Source organism: Deminuibacter soli (assembly GCF_003412455.1).
Lineage (GTDB): Bacteria > Bacteroidota > Bacteroidia > Chitinophagales > Chitinophagaceae > Deminuibacter > Deminuibacter soli.
Window position 1 is genome coordinate 1,171,681 of record NZ_QTJU01000001.1, and the last position, 13,297, is coordinate 1,184,977.

Genomic DNA, 13,297 nt, shown 5'->3' on the forward strand with positions numbered 1-13,297 from the left:
CTGGTTATCGACGCCATTACAGGCAGGTACGTTTTATTTCGGTCCAAAGATCGCGGTAGCATTGAGCAGCATAACTGCTGTTCGCATATTCAAACAGCGGTTGCTGGTGTACGCCCATTTTTTCCACATCGCTGAGGTAGGGAATATAGTTTTTAAAGAACACATTGTTTTTATAAAACTGCTGCACGGTTTCGTGGTGCAGGTTTTTACGGTGATCTACCATGCTGAAGAAACATTTGATCTTCTCGGTATGCAGGTCATTGTCTTTAAAATATTCGAGAATAGTATCGTACGAGCGGATAGATAAAGTGGTGGGTATGTTGGGCATCAGCACCCAGTCTGCCGCATGAAATATGTTTTCGTGCAACAGTGATATGCCGGGCGGACAATCAAGAAATATAACGTCGTAAGATTTTAAACCCGCGAGCAGGTTCCTGAGCCTTTTCTTGCTTTGTTTGGCTTCGTCCAGTATAATATCTGCATGCCTTGCAGAAAGATCTGCGGGTATCACCCAAAGGTTCTCAAATTCAGATCCATGAGCAGCTTCCTGGATATCGAGTTCTTCTGTAAAAATTTTGCGGGTTGCATTTTTCACAGCTGTTTCCGTATGAAAATAGAAGCTTGCTGCACCCTGCGGATCAAGATCCCATACCAGCGTCTTCATCCCATCTGCAGCAGCAAGATAAGCCAGGTTAACGGTGGCTGCGGTTTTTCCTACGCCACCCTTCAAATTATACAAGGCGAGAGAGGTCATATCCGATTTTTTATAATGGAATATACGAAAAGCAGGCCGAAGCACCTTATAACCAGGGCTTAAATAAAAAACCGGGCAAACGGTTTAAAGCCATTTGCCCGGTTTAAGGAAGCATACAAATGCGGTTATTGCCGCAAACCGGCCTTGTACCCTTTCACTGCATAAAACAGGATAAACAGGTAACAGGGCAGCAGCAAAACATACGCGTGGCGTGTATCCCAAACCTCGGCCAGTTTGCCGTACAACAGTGGCAACACGGCGCCGCCGGCTATGGCCATAATCAGCAAAGCCGAACCTGTTTTGGTAAACCTGCCCAAACCATGAATGGCCAGCGGAAAAATAGCTGGCCACATTAATGAATTGGCGAGACCGAGTAAGGCGATAAACGCCACAGACAAATAACCCTGCGTAACAATGGCCAATACAGCAAATGCCACACCTGCTATGGAACAATACTGCAAAGCTTTTTGCTGGCTCAGGTACCTGGGAATGGCAACAATGCCAATCACATAACCCACCAGCATACAGGCCAGTGTGCCCTGTGTAAAAAAGCGCGCATTTGAAAGCGGTATGCCCAGTGATTTGCCGTAGTTGATAATGGTATCGCCTGCCATTACTTCAACCCCTACATACAAAAACAAAGTAATAACGCCCAGCACCAGGTGCGGGAACTGGAATACACTCGTTTTACCGGTGTTGTGATCGGGCACTGCGGCATCCGCACCATCATCATTGATATCGGGAAGTGAGGAGCGCAATACGGCAACGGCCAGTATTACCAAAGCAATGGTGATAATGATATAAGGATTGATCACCCTCCCGGCCAGCTCGCTGAGTGTGGCTTCGCGGGTAGCGGCGTCCATTTGCAGCAATTTTTTCTCCAGTCCGTCGGCATCACTTAAAGCGATGTAACCGAATATTAAACCGGCGAGTATGCCTGCCACTTTATTACAGATGCCCATAATGCTGATGCGGGTGGCAGCACTTTCGTGCGGGCCAAGTATAGCAACATACGGATTGGAAGCGGTTTGCAACAGGGCAAGACCAGTGCCTATAATGAACAGGCCAACGAGAAAAAGATCGAAGCTTCTTGCTTTGGCAGCAGGGATAAAGATAGCGGCGCCAAGGGCCATTACCAGCAAACCCAGGGCCATGCCTTTTTTGTAACCTGTTTTTCTTAAAACCAGTGAAGAAGGGACTGCCATAACAGTATAGGCAATAAAAAATGCGGTGGCAACCAGGTACGACTGTACATCAGACTGTAGCTGGCAGGCAATTTTGAGGTAGGGAATCAGTGTTCCGTTCACCCAGGTAATAAACCCGAAAATAAAGAACAGTGCGCCGATAATCAGCAGTGGTCCCAGCTGTGTTTTCTTTGCTGTTGTGTTTTTCAATACGTCTTGTTGCAGTTCAATAGTTGTAGACATTGGCTCGTTTGGTTTTGGCTTGTAGAAAATTGGGCAGGGCGAACATTTAACAGTAGTATCTGCCGGGGGCAAATTGTAATGAAGATAATTGCCGCGGAGCAAGCGGCCAATAAAAAAAGAATAACTAATATTTGTTAGTCTGAAAAAATGCCCTTTTCTTTGCCATCCGTTAACGAAACATTAACGGAATGATTGCCGCCGAAACTAACGATTGCTTGTATTGTTTGCTTGCCTGAAAAATGAACGATCCGACTGATTACCGGACGTTCGTATTCAAAGTTCCTTATGGTTTTTTAAAAAGTATAAAGGGAGCCTGGGTCAACCGGCTCCCTTTTTATTGGGGGAAGTGTGTAGTATGCTGTTTATGCTTTCATACCCTCCAGCTCTTTCTGCATCCGGAACATCTCATCGCGCAAACGCGCTGCTTCAATAAAATCGAGATCACGCGCTGCTTTTTCCATTTCCTTTTTCACTTTGCTGATGGCTTTTTCCATTTGCGGAATGGTTTTGTACACCACCTGTTCTTCAGCGGCCTGCGAGGTAACAATATCGCGATCTGCAGGGATGGCATATGCACTTTTTTCGTCAAAGCCCTTAATATCCAGAACAGAAGTTTGTTTCATAATCTGTTCAATAGATTTTTTCACGGTTTTGGGAACAATACCATGTGCGAGGTTGTGGGCAATTTGTTTTTCACGGCGGCGATCTGTTTCATCTATGGTACGCTGCATGCTTTCAGTCATGGTATCGGCGTAGAATATTACCAGCCCATCTGCATTACGCGCTGCACGGCCTGCCGTTTGCGTTAATGATTTTTCATTGCGCAGAAAACCTTCCTTGTCTGCATCAAGAATAGCCACCAGTGACACTTCCGGTAAATCCAACCCTTCGCGCAGCAGGTTTACGCCCACCAGCACATCAATTTCGCCCAGGCGCAGCTGACGCAGTATTTCCACCCTTTCCAGGGTATCTACATCGCTGTGTATGTACTTTGATTTGATGTTGATGCGGTGCAGGTATTTATCCATTTCTTCGGCCATGCGTTTGGTAAGGGTAGTCACCAGCACGCGGTCGCCTTTTTTTACCCGTTTGTCAATTTCATCGAGCAGGTCATCAATCTGGTTAATACTGGGGCGTATTTCAATGGGCGGCTCCAGCAGGCCTGTGGGGCGAACCACCTGTTCTACCACCACACCGCCGGTTGATTCCAGCTCGTAATCGCCTGGTGTGGCGCTCACAAATACCGTTTGGCCAACCATGCTTTCAAACTCATGAAAGTTAAGCGGACGGTTATCGAGTGCGCTGGGCAGCCTGAATCCGTAATCTACCAGTACCAGTTTGCGGCTGCGGTCACCGCCGTACATGCCTGCAATCTGCGGAACAGTCTGGTGGCTTTCATCAATCATACACACAAAATCCTTCGGGAAATAATCCAGCAAACAGAATGGCCTGGCACCGGGGTTACGCCTGTCGAAAAACCGGGAATAGTTTTCGATGCCGTTGCAATACCCCAGCTCGCGGATCATTTCAAGGTCGTACTGTACACGTTCTTTGATGCGCTGGGCTTCAATGAGCTTGCCCATGCGGGTAAAGTATTCGGTTTGCTGCATCATTTCATCCTGTATCTCGTACATAATCTGCTGCTGCATATTTTTTGGTGCGAGGTACAGGTTGGCCGGGAAGATGGCGGCATTGTCCAGCGGACTGATGCGTTTGGACGTGTTGATCTCAATACTTTCCAGCTCTTCAATTTCATCGCCGAAGAATGTTATGCGGTAACCATAGTCGGCATACGGCAGGTTAATATCCACAGTGTCACCTTTTACGCGGAAGGTGCCGCGTTTAAAATCTACCTGTGTGCGTGAGTACAAACTGTTCACGAGTGCATGCAGGAAAGCCTGGCGTGAAATAACCTGCCCGCGCTGAATACGGATAATGCCGTTTTCAAACTCGGTGGGGTTACCCATACCGTAAATACAGCTCACGCTCGCCACCACCACAATATCGCGGCGGCCGGTAAGCAGCTGGCTGGTAGCCTGCAGGCGCAGCTTGTCCAGCTCTTCGTTAATGCTTAAGTCTTTTTCTATGTAAGTATCACTCACCGGCATATAGGCTTCCGGCTGGTAATAATCGTAGTAGCTTACAAAATAGCCTACGGCATTTTCAGGGAAAAACTGTTTAAACTCACCATACAGCTGCGCCACCAGCGTTTTGTTGTGTGTGAGTACCAGTGTGGGCCTTTGAATATTGGCAATCACATTGGCCATGGTAAAGGTTTTTCCTGAACCTGTAACACCCAGCAGGGTTTGAAATCGCTCACCATTTTGTAAACCCTCGGTGAGCTGTGCAATGGCGGCAGGCTGATCACCGGATGGCTGGTAAGCAGAATGTAATTTAAATGGCATGTGTTTTCTCCTAGCTGATAAAATTACTAAAAATAATAGCAACGCGGAAGGGATTAACAAAATTGATAACGCCCCGTTTGTAGCAAAACTTCCGCAACGGCTGCCTGGTATTTTCGGGTATTCATCTAAAACACAGTTTGCACAGAGTTTGTTGCGTTTCGCAACATGAGCCACCATTCCCTTTATCAGCGCACCGGCGCATTTTATAACCAGAACGGCGATTGTGATTTTGTTGTATGGGCACCGTTTCGCAAAAAAGTGGATGTGTGTATTACGCATCCGCAACCGCAAACCTGGCCCATGCAGCAGGATGATTTCGGTTATTGGTCAGTTACCCTTCCCATTGCACCGGGTGCACGGTATGTGTTTATACTGGATGGCGAATTGCAAAGGCCAGATCCCGCATCATTATCGCAGCCCGATAGTGTGCACGGTGCGTCGGAAGTCGTGAGCCGTGATTTTGAGTGGCATGATGCAGACTGGGCCGGCATTGAAAAGCGCGACCTGGTTATTTACGAATTGCATACCGGCACTTTTTCTCCTGAACATACTTTTGAGGGCATTATCAATAAGCTTGATTACCTGCAACAGCTGGGCATTACTGCCATTGAATTAATGCCGGTGAACCAGTTTCCCGGTAAGCGCAACTGGGGATACGATGGCGCATACCCCTTTGCGGTGCAGCACAACTACGGTGGCGTGCAAGGTTTAAAACGGCTGGTTGATGCGGCGCACCTGGCAGGCATTGCCGTAATACTCGATGTGGTGTACAATCACCTGGGGCCAGATGGCAATTACCTGAACGATTTCGGCCCGTATTTTACCGATAAATACAAAACACCCTGGGGTGCTGCATTGAACTACGATAGTGCCTGGTGCGATGGTGTGCGTAATTACTATCTGCAAAATGCATTGCAGTGGCTGGATGAATTTCATATTGACGGGCTGCGAATGGATGCGGTGCATGCCATCTGGGATTTCAGTGCACATCATTTTATGCAGCAACTGAAAGAAGCTGTGCAGGCGCTGGAGCAGCAAACCGGGAGCAAAAAAATACTGATCGCAGAAATAGACTTAAACAATACCCGCTACATCAACCCTGCAGAAAAAGGCGGCTACAACCTCGATGCGCAGTGGATAGATGAGTTTCACCATGCAGTGCACAGTGTATTAACCGGTGAAGTGAATGGGTATTATGAAGACTTTGGTAAAATGCTGCATATTGAAAAGGCCTTTCGCGATACCTATGTGTACAATGGCAACTACTCTGTGCACCGCAAAAAAAACTTCGGCTCCTCAGTTGTTGAAAACCCCTATGACCAGTTTGTGGTGTTTACACAAAATCATGATCAAACAGGCAACCGGTTAATGGGCGACAGGCTGGGCACACTGGTTTCATACGAGGCACTGAAACTGGCAGCTGCCGCTACGCTTTTATCGCCTTATATTCCGTTGCTGTTTATGGGAGAAGAGTATGGTGAAAAAAATCCGTTCCTGTTTTTTGTAGATCACGAAAATGAGCAGCTTGCTGAAATTGTGCGCAAGGGGCGCAGGGAAGAGTTTGCCTATTTTAAGTTCGAGGGTGATTTTCCTGATCCGCAGGATGTAAGCAGTTTTGACAGATCTGTATTGTCGTGGAATATACAGGAGAACCCTGCAGCTACAATGCTGGCGTATTACCAAACATTGATACAGCTGCGCAAAACGCATACTGCCTTGCAGGGCCGCGGGCGAAACAGTATGCAGGTACAGGGCTTTGGCGATAGCAAACTGCTGGTACTACAACGAACACATCAGCACAGTGAGTTGCTGATCTGTTTCAACTTTGACAAAGCGGCTGCCGACTGGGAGCCTGGTGTAAATTTCGCCTTAACCAAATTATTTGATTCCGCTGCAACGGAATGGAACGGTCCCGGCAGTGCAGCTGCATCGCTGGTGCAACCGGGAGAGCGCATTGAGGTGCAGCCCGAATCTGTTGTGGTATTTGAAAAACACAATCACTAATCTATGAAAGTTCCCATTGCTACATATCGCGTTCAGCTGCACAGTGGTTTTACGTTCCGCGACCTGAAGCAAATATTGCCTTATCTCAAACAGCTCGGCATCAGCACTATTTATGCATCGCCCATTACCACCGCGGTAAAAGGCAGTATGCACGGCTATGATGTTACAGACCCGCTGGTGATTAATCCTGAAATAGGTACCAGGCAAGAGCTGGAAGAAATCAACGGGCAGCTGAAGGCATACAATATGAGCTGGCTGCAGGATATTGTGCCCAACCACATGGCGTTCAGTAGTGACAATGCCCGCCTTAATGATGTGCTGGAAAGGGGCGGTCATTCTGCCTATCACCGCTTTTTCGATATCAACTGGCACCACCCCAACCCTGAAATCTGCGGTAAGCTGATGGTACCATTTCTTGGCTCGAATGCAGAAGAGGCTGTTGATAAAAAAGAAATACAATTGCAATGGCTGCATAATAAATGCGTGGTAAAGTATTTCGACAATGTGTACCCGCTCTCCTTTCCTGCCTACCGCATTTTGCAATCCTATGCTTCCTCCGGTCCGCAGCAGGGCATCGATTATTTAAACAGCCACCCGGATGCACTGAAACATTTGCTGCAGCAACAGTTTTACCTGTTAAGCTGGTGGAAAAAAGCTGAGTTGCAGATGAATTACCGGCGCTTTTTTACCGTGAACAGTTTAATATGCCTGCGCATGGAAGACAAAGCCGTATTTGATGAATACCACCCGCTGATTATTGATTTGTATAAAAAAGGACTGATACAGGGCGTGCGCATTGATCATATCGACGGGCTGTATAACCCCGCTGCATACGTAGAGCAATTGCGTAAGGCATTGGGTGATGATGCCTATATTATTGCTGAGAAAATATTGGAGTACAGTGAACAGTTGCCGCGCAATTGGGCATTACAGGGCACCAGCGGGTACGAATTCCTGGCATTTACAGCACAACTGCTTACCAACAAAAAAGGAAGTGCGGAACTGTGTACATTTTACCAGTCGCTGGTGCCTGCTACACCAGCCTACAACGATATGGTGTTTGAAAAAAAGCATCATTTCCTGCTCGATCAGATGAATGGGGAGCTGGATAACCTGTTAGGCCTGGCCGCAACATTGCAATTGGTGAAAGAAGAGGATGATACCGAGGAGCTGAAAGAAGCGTTGGGCATGTGGATGGCAGCTTTCCCGGTGTACCGTATTTACCCGGATGCATTTCCGCTTGATGCTGCCTCGCAACAACTGATGGATATAGCTATGGAACGTGCGCAACCCAAGGCGCCCTCCCTGCAGCACGGGTGGAAATTACTGCAAGCCATTCTTACACCGGAAGGTAATGCGCAGGATGGCCCAAAGCTGCTGTTCCTGAAAAGACTGATGCAGTTTACCGGTCCGCTGGCTGCAAAGGGAGTGGAAGACACCACGTTTTATGTGTACAACCCATTGATCGCGCACAATGAAGTAGGCGATAGTCCTGCGCAGCTGGGCATCAGTATAGAAGATTTTCACAGCAAAATGAAGGCGCGCCAGCAGCATACGCCGCTTTCCATTAACACGAGTTCTACCCATGATACCAAGCGTGGTGAAGATGCGCGTATGCGTATTGCCGTGTTAAGTGAACATGCAGCTGAATGGATAAAGGCCGTTACGCATTGGCAACAGGTAAATGAACCGTTGTTGCAGGTGGTAAATGGTAAACGTGCACCATCGGCCAATGATGAATATTTTATTTACCAGTCCCTTATCGGCAGTTTTCCGCAAAGCCTGCAATGTGACGAAACTTTCAGGGAGCGGATGCATGCGTTTATGATAAAGGCCTTACGCGAAGCAAAGGTGGAAACCAACTACGGCGAACCCAATACGGCGTATGAAGATGCCTGTATTGAGTTTATTGACGGGTTGTTAAACCCTGGTCATGCATTTCTGCAGCATTTTGTTGGTTTTTTAGATGGGTTGCTTGACGATGCCGGTCAGTTTTCACTGGTGCAAACGGCCATTAAACTCACCGCGCCCGGCATACCGGATATTTACCAGGGCTGCGAATTATGGGACCATAGTTTGGTAGACCCCGATAACCGCCGGCCTATAGATTATGAAGTGCGCAGGCAATTGCTGGAGGCATTGAAGGAAAAAGAGCATGTTGCTGCGGCGCTGGAATGGGCGGCCGAAAACAAACGGCTTGGCGCACAAAAATTATATCTCATTAAACAGCTGCTGGGTTTGCGCAATGCCAATACCCAGTTGTTCAGCACCGGTGAATATATTCCATTGGAGGTAAGCCGGGAAAGAATTGCTGTTGCCTATGCCCGTATTCTGCAACCCCGCTGGGTTATTACGGTTGCGCGCATGGGTATTGGAGAAGACATTGAAGATGTTCAATTGCAATTACCCTGGAACAGGCCCAGCCACTGGCAAAACATATTAACCGGTGAAACGGTGCAGGCAGAAAACAACACTATTCAGCTGCAGGATTTACTGCGGCATTTTCCCGTAGCGGTGCTGGTTGGCTCATAAAAAAAGCCTGTGTTGTTTGCGCAACACAGGCTATATACATTGGTATGCCGGTTTAAATTTCGGTCACCACTTTTTCGAGCAATGCTTTTGTTTTGCGTATGCCTTCTTCCTCGCTCAGTTTTTCTCCCTCGTATTCAATACCCACGTATCCTTTAAAGCCGGAATCTTTTAATATTTTCATCATGCGGGTATAATCTGTTTCTATGCAGTTACCCGATGCATCAAAGTCATAGGTTTTGGCGCTGGCCCCTTTGGCGTATGGCGCCATTTCAGATACGCCTTTATAACGGTCATATTCTTCCAGGCATTTGCCGCCCCATGGTCCGCCGCCTTCGCGTTTTACGCAGAAGTTGCCGAAATCGGGCAGAATGCCTACGTTTTTCATGTTCACCTGTTTAATGGTTGAACTGAGCCATTCGCCATTAGAGGTAATGCCGCCATGATTTTCAACGATCACATTGATGTTTTGTTTGGCTGCATATTCACCCAGCCTGCCAAGCCCGTCTATAGCGGCTTTCTGCACATCGGCATCGCTGCCCTGGCCAAAGGTGTTTACGCGAATGGTAATACAGCCCAGGTGTTTGGCCGCATCAACCCATTTATAATGATTTTCTACAGCCTGTTTTCTTTTGGTGTCGTCAAGATCTGCCAGTGGGCCTTCCCCATCAACCATAATAAGGTGGTTGGTAACGCCATTGTCTTTACAGCGTTTCAGCAAATCATTTAAATAAGCGGTATCGGTAGCTTTGTCTTTAAAAAACTGGTTTACGTATTCCACCGTATCAATACCATATTGCTGTTTGGCCACCACGGGAAAGTCGAGGTTGTCCATTTTTTTAGCGAACAGCAATTTGTGAAATGACCATTCGGCGAGCGAGATTTTAAAGAAATTGTCTTTGGCTGCAGCGAAGGTTGCTGATTGTGCGGAGGCTTGTTTAATCAGGCCCACACCGGCTGCTGCCCCGGTTACCTGCATCAGGAATTGGCGTCGGTTAGTTTGCATGTAGTTGTAGTTTCAGATGTAAGCAAAAAAAATGCAGCCCACCGTTACCGGTAAGCTGCATTGAATATACAAAAAGGCTTTATATGATGGTTCAATTATTTCACCAATCCTGCAAAACGCTGGTACAGCGGAGTGGTGCTGTTTTCGTTTTTGGGTGCATATTTGCCTGCAATGATGGGCACATAAATTACCCTTCTGCGGCTGGCCTCACCTGTTACTGATGATTGCGCCACGCGATGCCACAAGCGGCCATCATGCACGGTTAAATCGCCTGCTTCAGGAATAACAGCCCATTCGTTTTTATCGGGTTTGTTATCGAGGAAATATCTTTTCCTGAACAGCATGTTGTACAGGTTTTGACGATGTGTTCCGGGAATAATACGCAAGCCACCGTTTTCGGGTTTCAGGTTGCTCAGGTGAATACCTACGTTTAACATGGGATTCAGTTTCTGACCCAGGAAAATATCCCGCAATCCGTCGGTATGCCAGCCCATGCGCGAAAACTTGCTGTCAGGCCCATTTACATAGTGATTAAACACCATGCCGTCTTTTTCGTTCTCGCCTATTCTTGCATCCGGACCAATAAGGCCGAGCAGGGTTTGCAGGCGTTTGTCTTTAATAAACCTGTCCAGCAGCGGGTGGTGCTGGTTAATGAATGCGAAACGCTGAACAATGGTTTCGCCGTTTAAATCCTTGCCGTATTTAATGGGCACGCCATTTATTTTTTCCACCCTGTCGGCAACCCAGCGTTGCTCAACTTCTTTTGATGCAGCGATAATTGCATTTACCGTATCTGCCGTAAGAAAGTTTTTGAAATGAATAAAACCATAGTGGTCAAAAAAGGCAAGCTGTTCCTTTGTTAACTTATCTGCCAGGGTAAACGTTTGGTATGAAGATGCCATAATGAAATTTTGCTAATGAAAATTGTTGTTACAGGCCGGTTATTGTGCCATCGGTCTGCCACAACAACAACAGTAGATTTTGTACCCGGTAATATTGGCCGGAAAGGTTTTGTAAGAAAAAATGCAGACTGTTTTCATTAGTTTGAAATAGTCTACTAAATTAGTAGACTTGATCCAGTCCACCAAATCAAGTTACAAATTACTGCAATTTAACGCAGAAATATCCCCTCTGAAGTTAATTTTTACCTCAAAAGTTTGGCTTTTTACTTTCTGCTGACATAGGGCTGACACAAACGTGTGTTTGTTTTGTAACATAAAAACACTGGTATATGCAAAAAACAGACTTCAGCAAATTATACCCTGCCTACTATAAAGCGTCTGCCAAACCGGCCTTGCAACGGTTTAACACCTGTACACATTTATCACTCGCCGGTGAAGGAGATCCCGGGGCGCAGCCTTTTCAATACGCCATTCAAACCCTGTATGCAGCTGCATTTGCTGTAAAGCAGCTATACAAAAGCCGGGAGGAAGATTTTGTGGTGCCCAAGCTGGAAGCCCTGTGGTGGACCAACAGCGGCAAACGTGGTATGGATGTGCAACGCAGTGAATGGTGCTGGCAACTGCTGATACGCATGCCCGATTCGTTAACACAAACAATGTTAACCGGCGTACTTAACCAGGTGATGGCGCAAAAGCAACTCCCCATGCTGCGCTATGTACAGTTACAACACACGCATGTGGGTAATTGTGCGCAAATATTGCACATTGGTCCGTACAGTGCCGAACAGCCAACACTCGACCGCCTGTATGCTTACATTGCGGCCAGGGAGCTGGAAACAACCGGCAGACACCACGAAATTTATTTATCCAACCCGCTTAAAACCGCACCGCATCAACTTAAAACCATTTTACGGCAGCCGGTAAAGCTTACGCTGGAACACGGCTGAACAAACATTCAACAGTTTAGCAGTACTGCGTGGTTTGTTAATAATCTGTTTTAATGTTTTTATCAAACGGCAGCAGCAGTTGTTGTTTCAGGCTTTCATCGTTACGGCCTTCAAGCACATCAAGGCCATATTGCAAAGGGTAAGCAGGTGCACGATGGTAAGTGCCAAACAACTTATCCCAGAAAGGAAAAATATTGCCGTAGTTCGAATCGGTCTCAGGGCGTATGTAATGGTGATGAATGCGGTGCATGGCAGGCGTTACCAGCAGCCAGCCAACGGTGCGGTTAAACCAGGGTGCAAGTTTTATATTGGCATGGTTAAACTGCGAAAGTACCACGCTTAAACTTTGGTACAGCATTACCAGCCACATGGGGGCACCGGCAACTATTACGGCCAGTATGGTAAATACGGCCCTGAAAACACTTTCTACCGGGTGATGCCTGTTGGCTGTGGTGGTATCAACATGGGTATCGGCATGGTGTATCATGTGAAACTTCCACATCCATTTTATTTTGTGCTGTATCCAGTGTATACAATAGGCACCTATTAAATCAAGCACCAGCAAACCAATGATGAGCTGCGCCCAAACAGGCACGCCAATCCAGGGTAAAATACCTGCACCATGCTGCTGGCACCAGTCGCTGCTGAACACCAGCAACAATGCGAATAAAAAATTAATGATGATGGTGGTGAAAGTGAAAAAGAAATTGATGCCTGCGTGCCGCCATTTGTTGTAACGGAAGCGTGTTAGCGGAACGGCAGATTCCATTAACCAGAAAACGGTAATGCCGCCGGCCAGTATCAACGCGCGGTGCGCAGACGGGATATGCTGAAAATAATGGATAAGCTGATCCATGGCAATGCAATCTTGTACCCGTAATCTACAAAAAAACGGCGAGTGTTGAACCGGCTGCCGGCAACAATTTAAGCTTCAAACTGATAGTTGCACACCGGGCAGGAATAATGCATGGTAGCAGGTGCCGGGTTGAATGATAATACGGACAGCAGTTTGGTAAATACATTCACCGGGTTTACTGTTACACGCAGCTGCAGCTCTTTGCTGCCGCAGTTGGGGCAAATGCGTTGGGCCAGTTGTTGTGCGAATAATTGCTGCAACAACTCAAAGGCGCGTGGCGCATCGGTTTCTGTAACCTGGAGTTTGATTCCGCCGATGGCATTGTTTAATGCCGGGTTGATGGTGGCGCTGTATTCATCCTGCAGGAAAGCGGTGATGCCATGCTCCTGCAGGTAGCCCAGTTTTATGTGCGCCTGCACATAGTTGTCGAATGTTTGAAGGGTGACCATTTCGGCGTACAAGGTACA

General features: G+C 47.2%; 10 protein-coding genes. 3 read left to right on the forward strand and 7 right to left on the reverse strand.

Annotated elements, in window-relative coordinates; genetic code table 11:
• Nucleotides 1-16: 16 nt before the first annotated feature.
• From DXN05_RS05100 to uvrB, 3 genes are all read right to left on the reverse strand, one after another.
• On the reverse strand, nucleotides 17-754 hold the full coding sequence (locus DXN05_RS05100; protein ID WP_116846094.1) for a ParA family protein: 738 nt from the start codon (nucleotides 752-754) through the stop codon (nucleotides 17-19).
• A 125-nt stretch (nucleotides 755-879) separates the two neighbouring features.
• Nucleotides 880-2,181 (reverse strand): sugar MFS transporter, encoded by a 1,302-nt coding sequence (locus DXN05_RS05105; RefSeq protein ID WP_116846095.1) that lies wholly within the window; start codon nucleotides 2,179-2,181, stop codon nucleotides 880-882.
• Nucleotides 2,182-2,543: 362 nt separating this feature from the next.
• Complete coding sequence (gene uvrB / locus DXN05_RS05110; RefSeq protein WP_116846096.1) at nucleotides 2,544-4,586, reverse strand: excinuclease ABC subunit UvrB; 2,043 nt, start codon at nucleotides 4,584-4,586, stop codon at nucleotides 2,544-2,546.
• A gap of 165 nt (nucleotides 4,587-4,751) precedes the next feature.
• Here uvrB and treZ point away from each other — a divergent pair, with 165 nt between their 5' ends.
• Nucleotides 4,752-6,590, forward strand: coding sequence for a malto-oligosyltrehalose trehalohydrolase (treZ, locus tag DXN05_RS05115; RefSeq protein WP_116846097.1), 1,839 nt, complete (start codon nucleotides 4,752-4,754; stop codon nucleotides 6,588-6,590).
• Nucleotides 6,591-6,593: 3 nt separating this feature from the next.
• Complete coding sequence (gene treY, locus DXN05_RS05120; RefSeq protein ID WP_116846098.1) at nucleotides 6,594-9,122, forward strand: malto-oligosyltrehalose synthase; 2,529 nt, start codon at nucleotides 6,594-6,596, stop codon at nucleotides 9,120-9,122.
• Nucleotides 9,123-9,174: 52 nt separating this feature from the next.
• Here the strand turns inward: treY and DXN05_RS05125 are convergent, their stop codons facing one another.
• On the reverse strand, nucleotides 9,175-10,125 hold the full coding sequence (locus DXN05_RS05125; protein ID WP_116846099.1) for a sugar phosphate isomerase/epimerase family protein: 951 nt from the start codon (nucleotides 10,123-10,125) through the stop codon (nucleotides 9,175-9,177).
• Nucleotides 10,126-10,220: 95 nt separating this feature from the next.
• Nucleotides 10,221-11,027: a phytanoyl-CoA dioxygenase family protein gene (locus DXN05_RS05130; protein WP_116846100.1), complete on the reverse strand. Its 807-nt coding sequence runs from the start codon at nucleotides 11,025-11,027 to the stop codon at nucleotides 10,221-10,223.
• Between the two features lie 329 nt (nucleotides 11,028-11,356).
• Here DXN05_RS05130 and DXN05_RS05135 point away from each other — a divergent pair, with 329 nt between their 5' ends.
• On the forward strand, nucleotides 11,357-11,974 hold the full coding sequence (locus tag DXN05_RS05135) for a GyrI-like domain-containing protein (RefSeq protein ID WP_116846101.1): 618 nt from the start codon (nucleotides 11,357-11,359) through the stop codon (nucleotides 11,972-11,974).
• Nucleotides 11,975-12,011: 37 nt separating this feature from the next.
• Here the strand turns inward: DXN05_RS05135 and DXN05_RS05140 are convergent, their stop codons facing one another.
• On the reverse strand, nucleotides 12,012-12,830 hold the full coding sequence (locus tag DXN05_RS05140; RefSeq protein ID WP_116846102.1) for a sterol desaturase family protein: 819 nt from the start codon (nucleotides 12,828-12,830) through the stop codon (nucleotides 12,012-12,014).
• Nucleotides 12,831-12,898: 68 nt separating this feature from the next.
• Nucleotides 12,899-13,279, reverse strand: coding sequence for a putative signal transducing protein (locus tag DXN05_RS05145; RefSeq protein ID WP_116846103.1), 381 nt, complete (start codon nucleotides 13,277-13,279; stop codon nucleotides 12,899-12,901).
• Nucleotides 13,280-13,297 lie beyond the last annotated feature (18 nt).

Coding starts and splice junctions, on each gene's coding strand:
- DXN05_RS05100 (WP_116846094.1), bottom strand. CDS start 754: ATGACCTCTCTCGCCTTGTATAATTTGAAGGGTGGCGTAGGAAAAACC.
- DXN05_RS05105 (WP_116846095.1), bottom strand. CDS start 2,181: ATGTCTACAACTATTGAACTGCAACAAGACGTATTGAAAAACACAACA.
- uvrB (WP_116846096.1), bottom strand. CDS start 4,586: ATGCCATTTAAATTACATTCTGCTTACCAGCCATCCGGTGATCAGCCT.
- treZ (WP_116846097.1), top strand. CDS start 4,752: ATGAGCCACCATTCCCTTTATCAGCGCACCGGCGCATTTTATAACCAG.
- treY (WP_116846098.1), top strand. CDS start 6,594: ATGAAAGTTCCCATTGCTACATATCGCGTTCAGCTGCACAGTGGTTTT.
- DXN05_RS05125 (WP_116846099.1), bottom strand. CDS start 10,125: ATGCAAACTAACCGACGCCAATTCCTGATGCAGGTAACCGGGGCAGCA.
- DXN05_RS05130 (WP_116846100.1), bottom strand. CDS start 11,027: ATGGCATCTTCATACCAAACGTTTACCCTGGCAGATAAGTTAACAAAG.
- DXN05_RS05135 (WP_116846101.1), top strand. CDS start 11,357: ATGCAAAAAACAGACTTCAGCAAATTATACCCTGCCTACTATAAAGCG.
- DXN05_RS05140 (WP_116846102.1), bottom strand. CDS start 12,830: ATGGATCAGCTTATCCATTATTTTCAGCATATCCCGTCTGCGCACCGC.
- DXN05_RS05145 (WP_116846103.1), bottom strand. CDS start 13,279: ATGGTCACCCTTCAAACATTCGACAACTATGTGCAGGCGCACATAAAA.